The sequence below is a fragment of the Enterococcus sp. 22-H-5-01 genome (assembly GCF_050310005.1).
GTDB classification, from domain to species: domain Bacteria; phylum Bacillota; class Bacilli; order Lactobacillales; family Enterococcaceae; genus Enterococcus_A; species Enterococcus_A hailinensis.
Genome location: NZ_CP189993.1, coordinates 1,719,127 through 1,740,375, shown reverse-complemented (window position 1 = coordinate 1,740,375; position 21,249 = coordinate 1,719,127). Strand labels below are relative to the sequence as shown.

Genomic DNA, 21,249 nt, shown 5'->3' with positions numbered 1-21,249 from the left:
AGGCCTTTAGTTTGCTGCTTGCTGGATGCGACGGTATCTAATAAAAGCGCCCAACATCATTGCCAACCCGATCGCTAAGAAGGCGATGATCCCAGTACCACCAGTTGATGGTAAGAAGCCACCTTTCGAAACGTTGGCGATTGATAACGGATCCGCACCATTGAACGAACCTTCTTTTATCTCAAACTCTTGGTCTTTCTCCAATAATTGGAAGCCATTTGGCGCTTTCGTTTCTTGTAAATAATACGCACCAAAAGATAGACCCGTTACTTGCAATCGACCGGTATTATCTGACGTATAGATCGTTGCTTCTTCTTGATTTTCTGTCCACGAAATCGTATTTGCACCTTGCTTCAAGTAAAGCTTTTTGTCCTCGACTACTTTGTAAACTTGGAACTCCGCGCCTTTTAAGGCTTGTGTCTCTTTACCTGCTTCATGTTTGAAGAATTTTTTCCCTCCGGTAATGATCGCAGGAGCATCGTCCGTCTCTTTTTTGTCTGTTTGATCATCATGCCCTAACTCAACCGTAAATTTATTGTCTACCGATGTATCGACGGGCGTTTTATCTGTAAATGACACTGCGTAATAAATATAGATTGTCTTCCCTGCATATTGCTTCAAATAATCAGCTGTTTCCTTTGCTTCATCAAGATTTTGAGGATCTAGATTCATCTTGATCTCAAATCCAGCATAGCCTGAAAAATCAGCTGCTTCATTCGTATATTTAGGTGTACTATGACTAAGGAAATCCGTTTTGATATCTGTTGTATCATCAGCTCCAACTACGATTTTATCGATTCCTTCAAACTTCAAACCAGTCTGTGTGACAGCATCTTTTAAGTTTAGGGCAGTATAACGTGGTGTTTCTTTCCCATCTTTCGTTACCAGTTCTCCGATTTGATTTGGGATCGTAAATCCAACACGGTACGTAATTTTTTTGCCGATTTCGTAATCAACAGCGGTGTCATTCGCTATAGGGTTACCCGCATCATCTAATAATTCTTTGCTGATCTCTGTTTTGATTTTATTTTTTGGATATAAATGGATATCCGTATTTTCCTTACCTTCACTATTCATTACCGGCAATATCAAAATAAGCGGTGCTGAAATTGTTTCTCTACCTTCTGCAGCTTCTTCTACAAATAGATAGATTTTATAGGTCCCATCGGCGTTGCGTTTTTCGAGTCCTTCGAATTTAGCTTCACCATTTTCATCTGTTTCTACCGTTTCTACAAAGGTACCGGCATCTTCTGATAATTTATACGTACTCATCAAGTCTTTTACTGCCTTTTGATACTCCGCATCGCTAGCGTCTTGTTTGATAATTTTATTCAACTGCTGATAAAAATCAGCACTGACTTCCCAAACATCAAATTTTACTCCCGGCAATCCTTCATAACGATCAAACTCAGACATCAAATCCCCTGTATTTTGGATCGTAGTAGTTGGAAATTGGTCCATTTTTTTCTTGTGTAAAGTCACATCGACTGTTTCACTTTCAGCAGCATACGTAGTATTTCCAAAGCCGAATGCTCCCATAATCAATGGCAATAGACAAGTCAGTGCGACCAACAAACGTGTGGTTCTTTTTTTCATTCTTTTTTCTCCCCTTATTTTTGTTTTTATATACGAGACCAAGACTGCCAATCACAACTAAAAACAATCCGCCTACGATAAAATTAGAATTCACGGTATTTGTCTGTGGTAATTGTTTTCCGATACTGCTCGTCTTATTCGTATCATTTTCAGTGGTGATCGATTCTTTCAGCTGGATTTCCTGATACTTTCCATAAAGAGACATCGATCCGCTAAATAACTCCGGTGGCATAAAAATGACCATCGGCAAAAATTCTTTACTGCCTGTTTCACCTGAAGCAACAAGTAAATAGACAGCCTTTTGTCCTGATTGTCGGTAAAGGACAGTTGTTTCAGCGATGCCATCATAATTGGTGGGTATCGACTGCTCATTCACTTTTACCAAGCCGGTGTGTTGGATCAATTGTTGAAATTGATTTTTGTTTTGATACTGGTTCAACCATATTTGCTTGATATCTTTTTCACTCTGATCTTGGCTGCTACACCAAGCAGTTAAATCAAAAAGATCAAAAGTAATCGCTTCTGTCCCTGCTACTTTTTCTCCAGCTTGTTTAGTATCGATCGTCAATGTAACTTCGGCTTCTGAAGCATAAGAAGAGGGTGCAAACAACCAGCTAACTAACAAAATAAAAAGCAGAATCCTTTTTTTCAAACCCAATACCTCCCTCTTTTAAAAGTTCTCCATTTTAGCATTCACTCATTTTCAGCTTGCGCAGATAAGTGAACTTTTGCAGCGACAGGCCATTCACAACAACTCACCAAATACTTCGTTCTATTTTTCAACATATTTTATTGAAAAAATGTTTTTCCTGAATACTTGTGGACTCCAACAAGTAATAACAGATCCCATTTTTCAATCAACGCCCTCCTTCCTTACTTGCTCATAATCAATTTTAAGCAAAATAAATTCATAGCGCTTTTTGAACTTTAATTAACAACTAGTTATTTTTCTTTAAAATAAACTTTATTTAAAGCGGTTTATTCGCTTTGGAAGCTAATTTTATTGTTATAAACCTTTTTTAATTAGTGATATTTATGTTTATAATTTTTTATTTTTATTATTCTAGACAAAATAAAAACACCTACATTTTTAGTAGGTGTTTTTACGTTCTGCCATTTTCTGATAGCCAACAATCAAAAAGTAAAAGTATGACGTTATTCATGTTAAGGTGAAAATAAGCGTTATTCAATTCTAATTTCTAAATAATTTTACGTTAATTCTGCCTAAACTTTTGCAAAAACAGCAAACCATGCTGCTTCGAAAATAATAACTGTCGTAGTAATTGTTTGATTTTCTGGACGATTTGCAACAGACAGTAAAATTTTTGCTGCTTCTTCTTTAGGATAACCGTAGATACCTGCACTTAATACTGGCATCGCAATTGTACGCACATCATACGCATGAGCCAATTGAAAAATTGCTTCGTATACCTTCGTCAATACTTGTTGTTCTTGGTGTTGACCATCCCGATAACGTGGACCGACTGCGTGAATGACATATTTCGCCGGCAATTTGAATGCTGGCGTGATCACCGCTGTTCCTGGAGGCGTTCCACCAATTTTCGCCATCGCTTGTTTTAATTCCGGACCAGCAACACGATTCAATGCACCATCGACACCACCACCAGGAATCAGTGCTTGATTAGTGGCATTAACAATTGCGTCAACTGAAAAATCTAACTGCGAAAGATCACCTAATTTGATTTCAATCATCTGATCACCTCATCTTTGGTCTTTATTTTCTATCATAAAACGATTACTGACTAAAAACGATTTTTTTGATTCAAAAAGGATTTATTCGAGAAAGCTTTGATAGTAGTTCTGCCAAATCTGCTCAAAATTTTGGAAATGTTTTTCTACATCGAGCTTAGCTAACGCCTCTTGAATCACTACGTCATCAACGTCATATAATCGCTGTTTGCCTTTTATTTTAAAAGGTTCTAAGTAACGAAGATTGGTCAATTTCCAAGCATAGGTCCCATCATTTAAGACATTGATGGCATCTAGGTAAACAACACAAAGAGCGTGGCCTGAAATAGCTCCCGGTGTTTTTTTAGCCGTCGCACAAATTAATAAATCGCCACGATACTTAGTCGACCACGTGCGGTATTCTTCCGTCTTTTGACCTTTTAAAATTTCCAAGGCATATTCTGGATGAATCGATAAAGCTTTCATTTTATTCCCCTCTAACTTTTTATTCATTAAATAAAAAAGACACTTAGTAAAAGTGTCTTTTTTAACTATGAAAGAAGTGCTGCTTGATTTTTATCGAAGTCATCTAAGATAGTACGAACTTCAGCAGTTGATTTCGTATTCATCAAACGAATCCGCAGATCATTGGCTCCAGGAAAGCCTTTGACATAGATTTTAAAGAATCGATGCAATCCTACGATCGAACGTGGGACTTGCTCTGCATATTGATCTTGCAAGTCCAACTGCAAACGCAATAACCCGATCATTTCTGTTGGCGTGTGTTCTTGAGGCTCTTGTTCAAAGGCATACGGATTTTTAAAAATTCCGCGCCCGATCATCAAACCATCTACCCCGTATTTTTCGGCTAATTCTAAACCCATTTTTCGGTCTAAAATATCGCCATTGATTGTTAATAACGTTTGTGGAGCGATCTCATCACGCAATTTTACTACTTCAGGAATCAAATCCCAATGAGCATCGACTTTACTCATTTCTTTTCGTGTCCGCAAATGGACCGATAGATTTGCAATATCTTGCTTCAATAAATGACTGATCCAGTCTTTCATTTCCGCCTGCTCATAAAAACCGATTCGAGTCTTCACGCTAACTGGCAAACCGCCAGCTTTAGCTGCTTCAATCAATTCAGCTGCCACTTCTGGACGCAAGATCAACCCGCTGCCTTTGCCGCGTTCAGCAACATTGGGAACGGGACAACCCATATTCAGATCGATTCCACTAAAACCCATATCGGCTAATGCAAGACTCATTTCTCGGAAAAATTCTGGTTTGTCTCCCCAAATGTGCGCCACCATCGGTTGTTCGTCTTCCGTAAACACCAAGCGTCCACGGACGCTTTCGATACCGTCCGGATGACAGAAACTATCTGAATTCGTAAATTCAGTAAAAAAGACATCGGGCGCACCGGCTGCTTTAACGACATGACGAAAAACGACATCCGTCACATCTTCCATTGGTGCCAAAATAAAAAAGGGCTTTGGCAATTCTGCCCAAAAATTGTTGGTCATTATGTATACTTCCTCCTGACACGTCACTTACAACGCGATCCTTTCAAAACATCGTTATTATACTAAGGATCGAGCAAAGAAGCAAAATTGCCGTTTAGTCCTTTATTTTTTCATCCATGGTTTTACCATTCATACCCTGCTAATCGTTCTTCCAACAATTGAATTTCTTGGGTCAATTCTTCGATTGCATCTTTAATTTCATCGACAGTCATCCCACTAGAACTATAGCCTTTGTAATAAGCAGTCATGTACTCTGTATCCTCTAAACGCTGTAACCGCGCTCTTAATTGACCTAATAAATCAAGCTCTTGTTCATATCGAAGTTCGTCCATCTACTCTTCTCCTCACCTTAACAAAGTTATGCCAGCGCATTGGGGCTTGCTAATTGCGGCCCTTTCCCTTCACGAGCCAGCACCCAATCATCATTGTCCCACATTTCCATTTTTCGCCGGCCGCGGAAATAATCCCAACGTGAATCAATCTCCAATTCGATCACCATTCCTGCTGCACCTAAAGTGACCCAATTATAGCTGCCATTTTGATGCGCAAACTTGATCCACTGAACTGGAAAAGTCTGTAATTCTCCGTGGTCATCCCAAAAAGAACGTTCTTGTTGCTCGATACGAATAAAAGATAGATCTTTCGCATAAACAGGATTCGTTTTAGCAAAAAGCTTCTCTGCTAGCACCCGAGCCTGCTCAGCCTTCAATAATTGACCTTCTGGAACAATCGTTAGATTTTTAAAGCTGATCAATTGTTCAGCACCCACGACTTCAATGACCCGTGGACCGTTATACGTATAGTCGCCAGCTGTTTGATAACGTGTGATCGTTACAAGTTCTTTGTTTCTTTTTTCATTCGTTTCACTAACGATACGATAATTTTGTGGTAATTCTATTAATTCATTTACAAAATGACGGCTCATTCCATTCATCCTCTCACTCTTCAGCTAGCTTACCTAATAACTGTTCAAATATTGTTTGTTCCTCTTCACTCAGGTTAGAGTAGAAAGTTGCTTGCGCATCTTTTACAGCTACTAACACTTGCCCATAAATCGCTTCTCCTACACCTGTTAAAGCTAATAGAAAGCCACGGCGATCCTGTTCATTCTTTTCTTTAACTACAAAACCTTGATCGATCAGCTTCTGAACGGTCCGAGTGACATTGCTGCCATTCAATCCCGTTAGCGACACTAGCTTTTCTTGCGGTAAACGACCAAAATCATGGATCTTCATAATGAAATAATAGTTTGAAGAATTCAAACGCAACGGCACCAACGCTTGATCCAAACTTTTTTGATACTCTCTCGTTAACTTAGCCAACCATTTCAGATTGCTCTCTTGCTGTTCATTCATATAAAGACTCCTCTCACGAAATCTATTTTATTTGCGTGCGCAAGCATATTTTATTCTCCATTATTCCTTTTGTCAAATCAATTACCTCTACTAGCTAAGAAAAGACCCCTCTTCTGATCGAAGAAGGGTCTTTTCTAGCTTTTGTTTACTAGTTATTCACTGTTACCTCGGAAGTATCCATGAATTTTGAAGAAACAACATTATATGTTGCTGGGTAGCCATTGGAAAGATCTTGCTCTTCCAGTTGCCCAGAAGCATTGATTCGGAACATATCGATCGTATCGACTTGCTTTTCACTATCATCCACTCGTACATATGCATAGCCATCATGGTTTTCAACTGATAATTTATAAGAAAATGCTCTTCTCCCCAGACTAAATTGCTTGTCTAAGACTGCTCCGACCCATTGTTTAAATTGATCTGAAGTCAGATTTTTTGTATCGACTGATGAAGAAGTAGAAGTATTTTCTGTTGAACTACTACTATCTGGCGTGAAACTCCAAGTAACTGTGTGACCATCCATGTCCGTTGTCCATGTACCAAAAGCAATCACCCCATTATCAATAGAGTAAGGAATTGTATGTTGGCTGACAATCAATTGCTTATCTGTCAAAGTATACTGCGTATCGAAATCAGGTCTATAAGTCCCTAGCAATTTTATATGTACCGTCGTTTCATTCATGAATCTAACAGTCAATGAGCCATCATGGATCAAATTTTGTGGTGCTTTATTTTCATCCATCGCTTGAGCTGCATCTTCTCCATCATAAAGCGTCGGTCTTATTAGGAAACTTTTCCCGATTAATTGTTTTTGAGCGTCGCTTTTAACATCCGTTGCATTTTCTTCAGATTCTTTTACTGCACTACTTTGACTACTAGAAGTATTTACTTCTGTAGAACTCGTTGTAGCAGACGTATTACTCTCTTTTTTTACGCTACTTGATCGACTCGTTGAAGCCGCTGTTTGTGTTTCATTTTTTTGACAAGCACCTAAAATTAATAAACTAGTCAGTAGTACACCAACAAAAAAAATTCTTTTCATTTTTTCTCCCCCTCAACCATATCTTACCCATTGATATTGTATACCATCTAGCCAACGAATAACATAAATAATCAGTTGTTTGGTATTGATTAGGAAGAATCAAACAAACATAAAAAAGACACCTTCCAAATTGGAAAGTGTCTTGAAATGTTAAATGAATGGTACTCGATTTCGTTGAAATCTCTGTCCCATACTGTATTCGTAAGCGAATAAATTCGCAACGGTTGATCTGATTTTGAATAGATTTCAAAAAGCTTTAATATCAAGAGTTTCAAAATATTCTAATTAAATAAATTTCATTGAATTTCAAAAAATTTTAAATCAATGGTGGCAATTTTAAACTAAAAATGCGAGCTGAAACAACTACTATTTCGTTAATTTCAGAATTTTCAATACAATGGTTTAACAATAGTGGTCAAATCTTTAACCCAATCTCTTTAAAAAAATTGAGCATTGATATGCAGTTAACACCTAAATCTGCTGCAACATCAGGAATTTTACAATTTTTTGATGGATTAACTCTATTTAGATTAGGATTTTTTACCTCGTCGGTCACAATCGTATAATTCTCTTTTTGAGCAATGGCAATTAACCAACCATCAGCGATTCTCTCATTGGCCCACCCTCGTTCACTGATTAATGCATTTTCGTTATAATAAGAACTCTCAGAAACATGTTGCAAAACCGCTCCCCATTCATCCATGTACTCTTTATGATTGACAAAAGCTTGCTTAAAGTTATTTGCCAAATATTCTTCAACAAACCATTTACTTTGATAATTTTCATTCATAATTACTTTAGGAATTACAATATCCGTGTTAAGAATTTTGGTAAACTCATTCCAAAAAGTTGGGAAATTTTCCTTTGGATAATAACGATCATAAAAGGAAATATAAATATTCGTATCCAATAAATACATTATCTATCTACTCTCCTTTAATATGTTATATCCCTTGTAACTTACACCTATTATATTAAAGGCATCAGTGTATGAAATTTTTTGATTATTTACTGCATTTTGAACATAGTTAAAAAAGTTTTGATCAATTCTAAAATTTACATTATTTCTAAAATCTCCGCCACTTTTTTTCTTTTCTTTAAGTAAAATCCGGCTTCTATCATATTGCTCGTAGATTTTTTCAATTAAACTCGTATACTGCTTGGAACTAATTTTATTATTGTCTAACATTCTACGAACAATAACAAATTCGCTCACTTTAAAAAAGTTTGCCAACTCCTCAGTATTTTGAATACTATTGTATTTTTCTAAAAACTTTGTATTTGGTACTAATATTTCAGCAGTAACCTTATTGACAAAAGCTTCTGTCGGATCAAATTCGGTTTCCCCATTCTGATCACCCAGAATTTCTTCATCACCAATAAAAAGATGAACTAACTCGTGAACCAGAGTAAACAATTGTCCATTCTTAGTATCTTTTTGATTAATGAAAATAATTGGAGCTTTTTTGTCTGTTAAAACAAATCCTCTAAATTCATTCAAATTTAAGGCGCGGTGAGTATTATCTTTATATTTGCCGTTAAAAAATATAAATACTCCAATTTCATTAATAGATGTTCTTAAAAACTTCAGGATATTGTCTCGCTTAACTTTGAGATAATAATCTTGTTCTATCCCTAAAGTAGTTCTAATATACCTAGCGACTTTTAAATGATTATCAGAAATCGAAAATTTACCGACATACCCTAATTCAGCATCAATCTCTTCTCTTAAAAAATCTTGCTTATCTCGCATTTCATTAATAGTATCTTGTAGTTCTCTACTTTGACTAGCTAAATACTCTGAATTAATAGTTCTAAAATTAATATTCTCTGATTTTTTTTCAATAGGTTTATCTAACAATAATAAACCCAAAGGAATAGAGAGAACCTGAGATATTTTGGATAGTTGATTAAAAGTGGGATTCTCTTCGCCAGATAAAAACTTTTCAAAATTTTTATGCGTTTTTTCTATCATATACTCAACAGAAAAACCTGACCGTTCAAAATAGGTATTCAAAGTTTGAATATTCATCTTGATTCCCACCTTCCATTGTATGATTTTTCAGTGTAATTATATCATATTTTGTCAATCCTAAAATGAGATAAACACTTTTTTAGTTTATCGTTAATTTTTTTATACGTTGCATATTAAGTTCATCGATTCTAAAAAGCCCGAATATTTCTGACTTCTATAATTGAACCAAGAATTAATTTTTCATTGTCATAATACCTTCAATTTTATTTTTCCAAATTTAATCCATCTTTTACAGTATAATAAGAAGCTTTTGTTGTAACACCTTCTTTCCATACTAAATCCTCTACTTTTAATAGTATTAATTTATATAAGTACTTCGACGTTTTTCCATTCCAAAAAACTAGACAATCATTCATTTTTTTATCTACATACTCTCTTGTTTGTATCTCTTTATCCTAAAGTTTTTTTGATACGGATTCAGCTTCATTTATGTCGCAGTCCAATTCTAAAAGATCATTTTTCATTTTATATAGCGAAGTAAATAAATCTTTGTATAGTTCCTATAAATGATTTTTTTCTAAACTTTCTAACTCAGCAACTAGTTCGTGATAACTACAGCCTTTCTTTATTTTATTTATTCTCTTTAAATTCTCTTCTCTTATCATATTTAGAACTATATCAAAATCCTTTTTGTTGCTGATCTTATCCTTATTATCATCAATGATATTAAATATTTTCTTGAAACCAACCGCATACTCCCAAGAATAATTTCTTCTCATATCTAAGTACTTATTTGCATCGTCAAATGCTAGTTCAAATTTTCCCAGTTTACTTTTATAGTAATTCTCTACTTGATGAATAGTTTCGTAATCATAGACATCTTGACCACCCATAACGCGCTCAATATATTTTTCCTTTAGACCGGAATGGTGTCACTCATGGTGTCAAAACAAAAAAAGACGCTCCGCAAACTGAATTGCGAAACGCCTTGAAACATTGATATATAAATAATATTAACGTTTTGAGAATTGTGATGCTTTACGGGCTTTTTTAAGACCTGGTTTTTTACGTTCAACCATACGTGAATCACGAGTAAGTAATCCAGCGCGTTTTAATGGTGCACGGAAGTCAGGATCTACTTCTAATAAAGCACGTGAGATACCGTGACGGATAGCGCCTGATTGTCCTGCGTAGCCCCCACCGTTTACATTTACGAATACATCATATGAACCAGTTGTTTCAGTAACACCAAATGGTTGGTTGATTACTAAACGTAGGTCAGCATGTGGGATATATTCTTCAACGTCTTTTTTATTTACAGTAATTTTACCAGTTCCTGGTACTAAACGTACACGAGCAACTGCATTTTTACGACGGCCTGTACCGCTATATTGAACTTGTGCCAATGAATTTCCCTCCTATTAAATTAAGTTTGTGATATCTAATACTTCTGGTTGTTGAGCTGCATGTGGATGTTCTGCTCCACCGTATACATGAAGTTTCATGCCTTGAGCACGTCCTAAAGTGTTTTTAGGAAGCATACCTTTAACAGAAGTTTCGATCAAACGGCGAGAATTTTTAGCACGCAATTCGCCTGCTGATACAGATTTCAATCCACCAGGGAAGTTTGAGTGACGGTAGTAAATCTTGTCAGTTGCTTTCTTACCTGTTAATTTGATTTGATCTGCATTGATTACAATTACAAAATCACCAGTATCTACATGTGGTGTGAATGTTGGTTTATTTTTTCCGCGTAGTACAGATGCAACAACTGTTGAAAGACGTCCTAAAGGAACATCAGTTGCGTCTACTACGTACCATTTACGTTCTACTTCGCCTGGCTTAGCCATATATGTTGTACGCACGTTTTTTTCCTCCAATTTCAGTTTCGAATGTTTGACAAACACTTGAGTTTCCGGGGCTCTCATGGGGCAAACAATACCATTTACCATAATACTTGCAATGAGTTGCTATGTCAATGTTTTTATCTTTGAAACCTTGAAATATTTTCTCTTTATTAAGTTCTTCCTACTATACATTCAAAACTTATATATTCACTTTAAAATGAATAAAGAAACGATATATCGAAATATTTTTGCATAAATATTTATAAAATACTTGCTTTTTGTATTTTACGATGCTAATATGACTTCAACACATTAATTAAAGTTTAATGAAAAAGCGATAAGGGAGTAATCAGGATGAAAGAAAAAGTGATTTTAGCATACTCAGGTGGATTAGATACTTCAGTCTCAATTAAATGGCTCGTTGACGAAGGTTATGACGTCATCGCCTGCTGTTTAGATATTGGTGAAGGTCGCGATACCGAGTTTATTAAAAATAAAGCCCTACAAGTCGGGGCATCAGAATCATATGCGATCGATGCACGTGAAGAGTTTTCGCAAGATTTCGTTTTAGTTGCATTACAAGGCAATACGTATTATGAAAATTCATACCCACTTGTTTCTGCCCTGTCTCGTCCGCTGATTTCAAAAAAATTGGTTGAACTGGCACACCAAACAGGCGCTACTACGATTGCCCACGGCTGCACAGGCAAAGGTAATGACCAAGTTCGTTTTGAAGTATCGATCGCAGCACTAGATCCAAATTTGAAAATCCTCGCTCCTGTCCGCGAATGGAAATGGTCGCGGGAAGAAGAGATTCATTATGCAGCTGAAAAAGGCGTGCCGATCCCAGCAGATTTGGATAATCCTTATTCGATCGATCAAAACTTATGGGGTCGTGCTTGTGAGTGTGGTGTTTTAGAAGACCCATGGGCAACTCCACCCGCTGGTGCCTATGCGATTACTTCAGAATTAGAAGAAACACCAGACAAACCAACCATAATTGAAATCACCTTTAAAAAAGGTGTACCCACAGCTTTAGATGGTGAAGAATTGTCTTTAGCTACCTTAATTTTAAAATTGAATACTATCGCAGGTGTCCATGGTATCGGACGAATCGATCATATCGAAAATCGTTTAGTCGGTATCAAATCACGTGAAGTCTATGAATGCCCTGGTGCAGAAGTGTTGATGAAAGCTCACAAAGAGTTAGAAGATTTGACGTTTGTTCGTGAGATGGCACATTTCAAACCCGTGATCGAGCAACAATTGAGCCAAATGATTTATGACGGCCTTTGGTTCAATCCAACAATGGATGCCTTGATCGCCTTCTTGAAACAATCACAAGAGGTGGTCAATGGGGTTTTGCGTGTCAAATTATTTAAAGGCAATGTCATCGTTGAAGGACGCAAATCTGATAATAGCTTATACAACGAAAACTTAGCGACTTATACTTCTGCCGATACCTTCGACCAAGAAGCAGCGGTTGGCTTCATCAAACTATGGGGTCTGCCAACAAAGGTCAATGCTGAAGTCCAAGCAAAAAGCAAACAGCCGACTGTTTAACAGGAACAGTTAGATGCTGCGGCTTTCTTGATCCACTAGATGATTGCAAGAGAAACCAGATGTGAGGCGGCTTTTACTTGCCGGTAAATAAGGCCGTCCGGTTTCACATCTTGCCATTGCTCCTAGGTGAGTTTCTTTTCCGGGTAGGAAATAAGGAAACCAGCAATGATTTCATCCTGAGGTATCTGTATAGATGCCTCCTCCTATGAATAAAAACCAAAAAATATTTTTTGGTTTATCTAATCAAGACAGAATAGACCGTTGCAGCGGTCTTTTTTGTTAAATGAACTCGTTAAAAAAGTGAGGAATGAACGATGGCAAAATTATGGGGCGGCCGTTTTGACGGCAAAAATGAATCCTGGATCGATGCTTTTGGTGCTTCGATCCCATTTGATTATCAATTAGCAAAGCAAGATATCATCGGCAGCTTAGCACATGTCAAAATGCTAGGTGCTACAGGTATCATTACGCAGGAAGAAGCGGATCAAATTTCAACTGGCTTGCAGCAGTTAGCAGAAAAAGCAGCCAAAGAAGAACTAGATTTCACGATTGAAAACGAAGATATTCATTTAAATCTAGAAAAGATGCTGCATGATGAGATCGGATCAGTAGCCGGGAAATTGCATACAGCTCGTAGTCGAAACGATCAAGTAGCAACGGATATGCATTTATATCTAAAAGAACAACTCCAACTGATTATTGAAAAAATTCAAGAATTCCGAAAAGTCTTAGTTGAAAAAGCGGAAAAACATGTCGAAATGATCATGCCCGGCTATACACATTTGCAGCATGCCCAACCCATTTCATTCGGTCAGCATTTGATGGCTTATTATGGTATGTTGACTCGAGACCAAGAACGTTTCACAGAAAGTATCAAACGTGTCGATATCTCGCCCTTAGGTTGTGCGGCGCTAGCTGGGACGACCTTCCCTATCGACCGTCAAATGACCGCAGATGAATTAGGCTTTGCTGCCTTATACACCAATAGTTTAGATGGTGTCAGCGACCGAGATTTTATTTTAGAATTTCTTAGCAACAGCTCGATCTTGATGATGCATCTGTCACGTTTTTGTGAGGAATTGATTTTATGGTGTAGTCATGAATTTAAATTCGTGGAATTGACCGATACATTTTCAACCGGTAGTTCAATCATGCCTCAGAAAAAAAATCCTGATATGGCTGAATTGATCCGTGGAAAATCAGGTCGTGTATTCGGTGATTTGATGGGATTACTGACTGTGATGAAAGGCTTACCGTTAGCTTACAACAAAGATTTGCAAGAAGATAAAGAGGGTATGTTTGATACTGTCCATACCGTATCCACCAGCCTTGATATCATGGCTGGCATGATCGCTACCATGAAGGTCAACGAGCAAGTCATGCACGATGCGACAGAAAAAGATTTTTCAAATGCAACAGAATTGGCCGACTACTTGGCCGCTAAAGGAGTTCCCTTCCGTCAAGCTCATGAAATCGTTGGAAAGCTTGTCCTTTCTTGTACACAAAAAGGAATCTTCTTACAAGATGTGCCCTTAACAGAGTACCAAGCTATCAGCCCTGTGATCGAATCAGATATCTATGAGACCTTGGCTTCAAAGACAGCCGTTATTCGTCGCCACTCATTAGGTGGTACTGGTTTTGATCAGGTCATAGCTCAAATAAACGCCGCTAAACAAGTTTTAGCATAAAAAAAGGACGAGCAAATTTACTCGTCCTTTTGCTTTATTTTTTATTGGTCGATTTCTGGTGCTTTTCCAAGGTGTGCTTGGATCATCCAGATACGTTTTTCAGTGGCTGTTTTAAATTCGATGAAGATATCTTGTGTTGGATCATCGCCTTCTTCACCAGATACTTCGATCCCTTTTTGATAAAGATCAGCTAAATAGCGGTAGCCTTCAACTAACGTAGCTAAGCGTTCTTCCATCGTACGATCCCAACGGCCTACTTCGTCTGGGATTTTTGTGTGGTCAGCCATTTCACGTAAAGTTGAATAAGGAGCACCATCCAATGTAATCAAACGTTCTGAAATTTCATCTAATTGATCGTTCACATCATCCATGAATGTGTCCATCATTGGGTGCAATGTCAAGAAACCAGGTCCGCGCATATACCAATGTGTTTGGTGGATGACCATAGACATTTGGCTTAAGTCTGCTACTAATTGGTTCAATACTTCTTTTGTTTGTTTGAATTTCATTTCACTATACCTCCTAATATTTGCTTCACTAAAAGCATAATACACTTTCGCCAAAAGTACAAAGAAAACGCCAAGTTGCCTCTTTTTTCGTATCTTATTCGAAAAAGGAGGGGAATATTATCCTAGCTTTTATTTTAGGAACTATTATCGGGTCTTTCCTATCACTAGTCAGTGTACGCTTACCAAACAATCAATCCTTAGTCTTTCCTCCATCTCATTGCGATCACTGTAAAACTCGGCTTCATCCTTGGGAGATGATTCCATTGTTATCTGCTATGATTCAACGTTTTCACTGCAGACATTGTCACCAACGATTTTCAGCGCGCAGCTTTGGGCTGGAATTTTTTTGTGGAATGCTTTTCTATTGGTGTATGCCCACGTTTCAATGGTTCAATCTTTGGAAATTGATTTGGTTGATGAGCACTCTCGTCTTAGCGGTGATCGATTGGGAGTTTTTGATCGTAGAGATGCGGATCTTTTTTCTAAGTGGTATTTTTCTATTCATAACTGGGCTTTTCTTGCTTCCTATTATTTATTGGTCGCAGCCGTTAGTCGTTATAGCACTTTTCTATCTAAGCCAAAAAATACTCCCAAACAGTCTAGGTCTGGGAGATCTTTGGATACTTGGACTATGGAGTTTTTTCTTGTCTGGTTATGAGTTGATCCAATTGCTTTTTGTTGCTTCACTGACGGGGATTTTTTATTATCTTTACCACTCCCGACACCAAAAACAACTCGAACAACTTCCCTTTGTCCCTTTTTTATTTATCGGTTTGCTCTATTTGTTGTTACTAAAAAATTAAGCATCCCAATGTTGGCGAATAAAACCTTTTCGACCAGAGCCTTCACTGTAAGCGTTATAGTGGGCAGGATTTTTTTGATAAAAAGCTTGATGATATTCTTCTGCCGGATAAAAAGGTTGGGCCGATTCAATCGCTGTTACGATTGGTGCTTTAAAGTGGCCGCTAGCTTGTAACTGTTCTTTTGATTGTTCTGCGACTGACTTTTGTTCAAGCGAAGCATAAAAAATCACCGGACGATACGAATCACCGCGATCCGCAAATTGACCAAATGCATCTGTCGGGTCTGTTTGTTGCCAATAGATTTCAACCAGTTGTTGATAAGAAACGACTTCTGGATCAAATATAATCTCGACCGCTTCTGTGTGCCCAGTTGTTCCACTACAAACTTCTTCGTAAGTAGGGTTAGCAACATGTCCACCTGTATAGCCTGACACTACTTTCTTGATGCCTGGCATTTGATCAAACGGCTTTACCATACACCAAAAACAACCACCGGCAAATATCGCTGTTTCTTCTTTCATACAATCAGTCTCCTTTTCTCTTATCATAGTCCTTTCTCAAAAAATAGATATCAATCTGCTCATTGATTAAATAAATCCAAAAAAAAGAACTTGAGCAATCGCTCAAGTTCTAATAATTTTCACTATCGATTGGATATAAGATGTTCCCGTAGCCGGTGTAATCATAATGCGTTCCAGCGCTGACTTTGACATCACTGTCATCAAAGAACAACTGATTCGTATCGTCTTCATCATAATTAGGTAACTCTTTTTTCGTCGGTAAGCCCAATTGTTTTTTCAAGGTGTTTTGATCTTCCAACAAGCTATTCAGACCTAGGATTTGGAAATAAATCCCTTGAATCATTTCCCCGTTACCTTCTACCTGAGTTTGCTTGATTGTTTCTGCTGCGGGAGTATAATCTTTAGCTACTGTCAACATTTGATTCCATGTCAGATCAGTCCGGACATAATCTTCAACAGCGCGCAAATATTTTTTATATTGCGTCACAGAATCCACTGAAATCATTTTTTTTACGATCTTCGTTAAAATTTCTCGTTGCCGTGCTTGACGTCCGACATCCCCTTTTGGATCTTCATGTCGCATCCGAACATATTCCAATGCATGTCTGCCATCTAGCGTCTGCTTACCCTTCTTCAGGTGAACACCATCTAATGTAAATTCAATTTTATTATCGACTTCTATTCCGCCAACAGCATCAACTAAAGATTTTAGACCTTTCATGTTGATTTCCACATAATGGTCGATGGGAATATCCATCATTTTTTGGACTGATTCGATCGCCATTTTAGTGCCGCCTAAAGAATACGCTGCATTTAACTTATCATAGTACGTATCGCCGTCTGCTACATAGGTATTTTCATCCCCTTTATAGCCAACCATTTGAGTATAAATATCACGATCCAAACTCGTCATGATCGTCTGTTTCTTTTTAGGATTGATCGTTACGACCATCATTGAATCTGAACGTCCTTGATATGTTCGACCCTTGTCGCCAGTATCTGTTCCCATCAATAAAATAGAGAAAGGCTCCCCATTGTTTAAATCAACTGTATCTGATCGCTTATTTGTATATTTGACTGTCTTCGTCATTTTCGATACGGCCTGATCGACATCACTGTTCACCTTTAATAAATAAACACTTATGCCGCCGACAATTACCACAATGATCCCGATGACGATCAAAATAATTTTCTTCGCTTTGCTCATGTCACACCTCAAACATCATATCCATATATTTTCAAGTTATTTTCTCATAAAGACCGCTATAACAATAGGTTTTATTCATTGCTCTAAACGAAATTTAATATCTCTTTAAAGTTACCGCTCTTATTTATGCAAATACTTTCCTATAATACCGTGAAAATAAAAAGACCACAAGATTCTAAACGAATCTTATGGTCTTTTTTGACATATTTTATTTGATTCCGTTCAATTTCGCTACAAAATCAAATGTAAAAATTAGCTTAATGGATTATTCAAAGCATCTTCAGCAGCCATTTGTGCTTCAATATCAGAGATACTATACACATTTTCGCTTGCTACAACGACTTCTTTTGGTTCCATATTACGGTAAGTTGCCATACCTGTACCAGCAGGAATGATTTTACCGATAATAACATTTTCTTTCAATCCAAGTAATGGATCTTTCTTACCGCGGATCGCAGCATCGGTCAAGACGCGAGTTGTTTCTTGGAATGATGCAGCAGATAAGAAACTGTTTGTTTCCAATGATGCTTTTGTAATACCAAGCAAGACTGGACGAGATGTTGCTGGAGTTCCACCAGAAACCAATGTAGTGTAGTTTTGATCTTTGAAATCAGCAATATCAAGTAATGTACCCGGTAAGATGTCTGTGTCGCCTGGATCCATAACGCGGACTTTACGCAACATTTGACGAACCATTACTTCAATATGTTTGTCGCCGATTTCTACCCCTTGCATACGGTAAACACGTTGAACTTCGCGTAATAAGTATGTTTCAACTGAGATAACATCACGAACTTGCAACAAGTGTTTAGGATCGATTGAACCTTCTGTCAATTGTGCACCACGATGAACCATGTCGCCTTCGACAACTTTCATACGAGATGTATAAGGAACAGTGTACGTACGAGTATCTGTTTCACCTTTGACAGTGACTTCTTTCGAACGAGTTGCTGCATCTTCAACGATTTCTACTACCTCACCAGTAACTTCAGTGATGACAGCTAAACCTTTAGGATTACGTGCTTCGAAGATTTCTTGGACACGAGGAAGACCTTGTGTGATATCGTCTCCGGCAACCCCACCGGTATGGAATGTACGCATGGTTAACTGAGTACCAGGTTCACCGATTGATTGGGCAGCGATCGTACCAACTGCTTCACCGACTTCAACGTCGTCTCCAGTTGCTAAGTTACGGCCGTAACAATGTTTACATACACCATGTTTTGTATTACATGTGAAGACTGAACGGATCGTTAATTTCTCAACGCCTGCATCAAGGATGCGTTTTGCATCTTCTTCGCTGATCAAAGCATCAGCAGGAAGTAATACTTCTCCTGTTTCAGGATGTTTCACTGATTTTTGAGTATAACGTCCAACTAGACGTTCTTCTAATGATTCAATAATTTCGTTACCTTCACGGATCGCAGAGATTTCTAGACCGCGGTCAGTACCACAATCTTCTTCACGTACGATAACATCTTGAGCAACGTCAACTAAACGACGAGTTAAGTAACCTGAATCGGCTGTCTTCAAGGCAGTATCGGTCATCCCTTTACGAGCCCCATGGGTAGAGATAAACATTTCCAAGACAGATAGACCTTCACGGAAGTTAGAGATGATCGGCAATTCCATGATTTGACCATTCGGAGCGGCCATCAATCCACGCATACCAGCAAGCTGAGTAAAGTTGGAGATGTTACCACGGGCTCCAGAATCAGACATCATGAAGATTGGGTTCTTCGCATCTAATGATTCCATTAGTCGTTGTTGGATTTCATCTTTCGCTGCATTCCAAACAGCGATAACACGTTCATAACGTTCATCATCCGTAATCAAACCACGACGGAATTGTTTCGTGATCGTAGCCACTTGTTTATGGGCATTATCGATGATTTCTTGTTTCTCAGCTAAAGCCATGATATCAGCGATACCAACAGTCATACCAGCATGAGTTGAGTGTTTATAACCAAGGTCTTTCATACGGTCAAGCATCATTGATGTATCAGTGACTTTGAAACGCTTGAAGACTTCAGCAATGATATTTCCAAGATTTTTCTTCTTGAATGGCAAGATGATTTCTTGTTTTTTGATTACTGCAGGAATATCTGTACCCTTTTCGACAAAATATTTGTCAGGTGTACGTTTTGTTAAGTTGAAATCAGTTGGTTCGTTCAAGTAAGGGAACTCTTGTGGCATGATCTCATTGAAGATGATTTTACCAACAGTTGTGATCAGCATACGTTCTTTTTGTTCTTCAGTGAATGGTTTGTCGCCTAATGTATTAGGATCAACAGCTACACGTGAGTGTAAATGAACGTATCCATTACGCCATGCTAGGACAGCTTCGTTCATGTCACGGAAGATCATTCCTTCGCCTTCACGACCTTCTTCTTCCATTGTTAGGTAATAGTTACCTAAGACCATATCTTGAGATGGTGTTACTACTGGTTTACCATCTTTAGGGTTCAAGATATGTGTAGCAGCAAGCATCAACATACGAGCTTCTGCTTGAGCTTCTTCACCTAGAGGTAAATGGACGGCCATTTGGTCTCCATCGAAATCGGCATTGTAGGCTTCACATACTAATGGGTGAAGACGGATTGCACGACCTTCAACTAAGATCGGTTCGAATGCTTGGATACCTAATCTGTGAAGTGTAGGTGCCCGGTTAAGTAAAACAGGATGTTCTTTGATAACTTCTTCTAAGATATCCCATACAACGTCTTCTTGACGTTCGATTTTACGTTTCGCATTTTTGATGTTTGAAGCAATTTCACGTTGAACTAATTCTTTCATAACGAAAGGTTTGAACAATTCGATTGCCATTTCTTTTGGCAAACCACATTGATACATTTTCAAGAATGGTCCAACAACGATAACTGAACGGGCAGAGTAATCGACACGTTTACCCAATAAGTTTTGACGGAAACGACCTTGTTTCCCTTTCAACATATGAGATAAAGATTTTAATGGGCGGTTACCTGGTCCAGTAACTGGACGGCCACGACGACCATTATCGATCAATGCATCGACAGCTTCTTGAAGCATCCGTTTTTCATTTTGAACAATGATGTTTGGCGCATTCAAGTCTAACAAACGTTTCAAACGATTGTTACGGTTAATCACACGACGATACAGATCATTCAAGTCACTCGTAGCAAAACGGCCACCTTCTAATTGTACCATTGGACGTAGATCTGGCGGGATGACAGGAATAACATCCATAACCATCCAGCTAGGAAGGTTCCCTGAAGAACGGAATGCTTCTAAAACATCTAAACGACGGATGGCACGTGTACGTTTTTGTCCTTGAGCAGTTTTCAATTCTTCTTTTAATTCAACAGTTTCGCCTTCTAAGTCTACTTTATCAAGTAGTTGTTTGATGGCTTCAGCACCCATTGCCGCTTGGAATTCTTGACCGTATTGTTCACGTTTTTCACGGTATTCACGTTCAGTCAATAATTGTTTCTTCTCTAGGCTAGTATTGCCTGGATCGATTACGACATATGATGCAAAGTAGATGATTTCTTCTAACGCACGTGGGCTCATGTCTAATACAAGACCCATACGAGAAGGAATTCCTTTGAAATACCAGATATGTGTTACAGGAGCTGCTAATTCGATATGACCCATACGTTCACGACGAACTTTTGAACGTGTGACTTCAACGCCACAACGGTCGCAGACGATTCCTTTATAACGGATCCGTTTGTATTTACCACAGGCACATTCCCAGTCTTTGGTAGGCCCAAAAATTCTTTCATCGAATAACCCTTCGCGTTCAGGTTTCAATGTACGATAGTTAATGGTTTCCGGTTTTTTTACTTCACCGTATGACCAGCTTCTGATTTTTTCAGGAGAAGCCAAACCTATTTGCATACTTTCGAATTTATTTACATCGATCAAAAGGGTTTCCCTCCAATTC

Annotated in this window: 21 protein-coding genes and 1 pseudogene; 4 read left to right on the top strand and 18 right to left on the bottom strand. The window is 38.0% G+C overall.

Annotated features, from left to right (window positions below; all coding sequences use genetic code 11):
• Positions 1-6: 6 nt before the first annotated feature.
• The 14 genes from ACQKTA_RS08795 to rplM all read right to left on the bottom strand — a co-directional run bounded on the left by ACQKTA_RS08795 (position 7) and on the right by rplM (position 11,036).
• On the bottom strand, positions 7-1,596 hold the full coding sequence (locus ACQKTA_RS08795; RefSeq protein WP_427813467.1) for a SpaH/EbpB family LPXTG-anchored major pilin: 1,590 nt from the start codon (positions 1,594-1,596) through the stop codon (positions 7-9).
• Complete coding sequence (locus ACQKTA_RS08790) at positions 1,499-2,248, bottom strand: LPXTG cell wall anchor domain-containing protein (RefSeq protein ID WP_427813466.1); 750 nt, start codon at positions 2,246-2,248, stop codon at positions 1,499-1,501. The genes ACQKTA_RS08795 and ACQKTA_RS08790 overlap by 98 nt, the downstream gene beginning before the upstream one ends.
• A gap of 572 nt (positions 2,249-2,820) precedes the next feature.
• A complete protein-coding gene (locus ACQKTA_RS08785) occupies positions 2,821-3,309 on the bottom strand; it encodes a macro domain-containing protein (RefSeq protein ID WP_427813465.1) in 489 nt (162 codons plus the stop codon).
• An 81-nt stretch (positions 3,310-3,390) separates the two neighbouring features.
• Positions 3,391-3,798 carry an ASCH domain-containing protein gene (locus ACQKTA_RS08780; RefSeq protein ID WP_427813464.1) on the bottom strand — a complete coding sequence of 136 codons (408 nt, stop codon included), beginning with the start codon at positions 3,796-3,798 and terminating at the stop codon, positions 3,391-3,393.
• Positions 3,799-3,836: 38 nt separating this feature from the next.
• Positions 3,837-4,814, bottom strand: coding sequence for a tRNA dihydrouridine synthase (locus ACQKTA_RS08775; protein ID WP_427813463.1), 978 nt, complete (start codon positions 4,812-4,814; stop codon positions 3,837-3,839).
• A gap of 122 nt (positions 4,815-4,936) precedes the next feature.
• Positions 4,937-5,146: a hypothetical protein gene (locus ACQKTA_RS08770; protein WP_427813462.1), complete on the bottom strand. Its 210-nt coding sequence runs from the start codon at positions 5,144-5,146 to the stop codon at positions 4,937-4,939.
• A 26-nt stretch (positions 5,147-5,172) separates the two neighbouring features.
• Positions 5,173-5,739 carry a hypothetical protein gene (locus ACQKTA_RS08765; RefSeq protein ID WP_427813461.1) on the bottom strand — a complete coding sequence of 189 codons (567 nt, stop codon included), beginning with the start codon at positions 5,737-5,739 and terminating at the stop codon, positions 5,173-5,175.
• A 13-nt stretch (positions 5,740-5,752) separates the two neighbouring features.
• Positions 5,753-6,169: a MarR family winged helix-turn-helix transcriptional regulator gene (locus tag ACQKTA_RS08760; protein ID WP_427813460.1), complete on the bottom strand. Its 417-nt coding sequence runs from the start codon at positions 6,167-6,169 to the stop codon at positions 5,753-5,755.
• Between the two features lie 148 nt (positions 6,170-6,317).
• The gene (locus ACQKTA_RS08755) at positions 6,318-7,211 is read right to left on the bottom strand and encodes a hypothetical protein (RefSeq protein WP_427813459.1); all 894 of its coding nucleotides are present in this window, start codon (positions 7,209-7,211) and stop codon (positions 6,318-6,320) included.
• Positions 7,212-7,626: 415 nt separating this feature from the next.
• Positions 7,627-8,130 carry a DUF4411 family protein gene (locus tag ACQKTA_RS08750; protein ID WP_427813458.1) on the bottom strand — a complete coding sequence of 168 codons (504 nt, stop codon included), beginning with the start codon at positions 8,128-8,130 and terminating at the stop codon, positions 7,627-7,629.
• A 3-nt stretch (positions 8,131-8,133) separates the two neighbouring features.
• The gene (locus tag ACQKTA_RS08745) at positions 8,134-9,243 is read right to left on the bottom strand and encodes an ImmA/IrrE family metallo-endopeptidase (protein ID WP_427813457.1); all 1,110 of its coding nucleotides are present in this window, start codon (positions 9,241-9,243) and stop codon (positions 8,134-8,136) included.
• Positions 9,244-9,746: 503 nt separating this feature from the next.
• A complete protein-coding gene (locus ACQKTA_RS08740; RefSeq protein WP_427813456.1) occupies positions 9,747-10,079 on the bottom strand; it encodes a hypothetical protein in 333 nt (110 codons plus the stop codon).
• A 120-nt stretch (positions 10,080-10,199) separates the two neighbouring features.
• On the bottom strand, positions 10,200-10,592 hold the full coding sequence (gene rpsI / locus ACQKTA_RS08735; protein WP_332581235.1) for a 30S ribosomal protein S9: 393 nt from the start codon (positions 10,590-10,592) through the stop codon (positions 10,200-10,202).
• 15 nt (positions 10,593-10,607) lie between these two features.
• Positions 10,608-11,036, bottom strand: a complete 429-nt coding sequence (rplM, locus tag ACQKTA_RS08730; protein ID WP_342741676.1) for a 50S ribosomal protein L13 — start codon at positions 11,034-11,036, stop codon at positions 10,608-10,610.
• A gap of 351 nt (positions 11,037-11,387) precedes the next feature.
• On the opposite strand from rplM, the gene ACQKTA_RS08725 reads away from it, so the two are divergent.
• A complete protein-coding gene (locus ACQKTA_RS08725) occupies positions 11,388-12,596 on the top strand; it encodes an argininosuccinate synthase (RefSeq protein WP_427813455.1) in 1,209 nt (402 codons plus the stop codon).
• A gap of 314 nt (positions 12,597-12,910) precedes the next feature.
• On the top strand, positions 12,911-14,284 hold the full coding sequence (argH, locus tag ACQKTA_RS08720; protein WP_427813454.1) for an argininosuccinate lyase: 1,374 nt from the start codon (positions 12,911-12,913) through the stop codon (positions 14,282-14,284).
• Positions 14,285-14,325: 41 nt separating this feature from the next.
• Here argH and ACQKTA_RS08715 read toward each other — a convergent pair whose 3' ends face one another.
• Positions 14,326-14,793, bottom strand: coding sequence for a Dps family protein (locus ACQKTA_RS08715; protein WP_427813453.1), 468 nt, complete (start codon positions 14,791-14,793; stop codon positions 14,326-14,328).
• 116 nt (positions 14,794-14,909) lie between these two features.
• On the opposite strand from ACQKTA_RS08715, the pseudogene ACQKTA_RS08710 reads away from it, so the two are divergent.
• Together ACQKTA_RS08710 and ACQKTA_RS08705 are read left to right on the top strand one after the other, a co-directional pair.
• Positions 14,910-15,107, top strand: a pseudogene (locus ACQKTA_RS08710) (prepilin peptidase); the annotation flags it as partial.
• A gap of 57 nt (positions 15,108-15,164) precedes the next feature.
• The gene (locus tag ACQKTA_RS08705) at positions 15,165-15,596 is read left to right on the top strand and encodes a hypothetical protein (protein WP_427813452.1); all 432 of its coding nucleotides are present in this window, start codon (positions 15,165-15,167) and stop codon (positions 15,594-15,596) included.
• Here ACQKTA_RS08705 and msrA read toward each other — a convergent pair.
• The 3 genes from msrA to rpoC all read right to left on the bottom strand — a co-directional run bounded on the left by msrA (position 15,593) and on the right by rpoC (position 21,230).
• Positions 15,593-16,117: a peptide-methionine (S)-S-oxide reductase MsrA gene (gene msrA, locus ACQKTA_RS08700; RefSeq protein ID WP_427813451.1), complete on the bottom strand. Its 525-nt coding sequence runs from the start codon at positions 16,115-16,117 to the stop codon at positions 15,593-15,595. The two genes, ACQKTA_RS08705 and msrA, sit on opposite strands and share 4 nt — an antisense overlap.
• Before the next feature lie 109 nt (positions 16,118-16,226).
• Positions 16,227-17,324: an LCP family protein gene (locus ACQKTA_RS08695; RefSeq protein WP_427813450.1), complete on the bottom strand. Its 1,098-nt coding sequence runs from the start codon at positions 17,322-17,324 to the stop codon at positions 16,227-16,229.
• A gap of 252 nt (positions 17,325-17,576) precedes the next feature.
• The gene (rpoC, locus tag ACQKTA_RS08690; protein WP_407855810.1) at positions 17,577-21,230 is read right to left on the bottom strand and encodes a DNA-directed RNA polymerase subunit beta'; all 3,654 of its coding nucleotides are present in this window, start codon (positions 21,228-21,230) and stop codon (positions 17,577-17,579) included.
• Positions 21,231-21,249 lie beyond the last annotated feature (19 nt).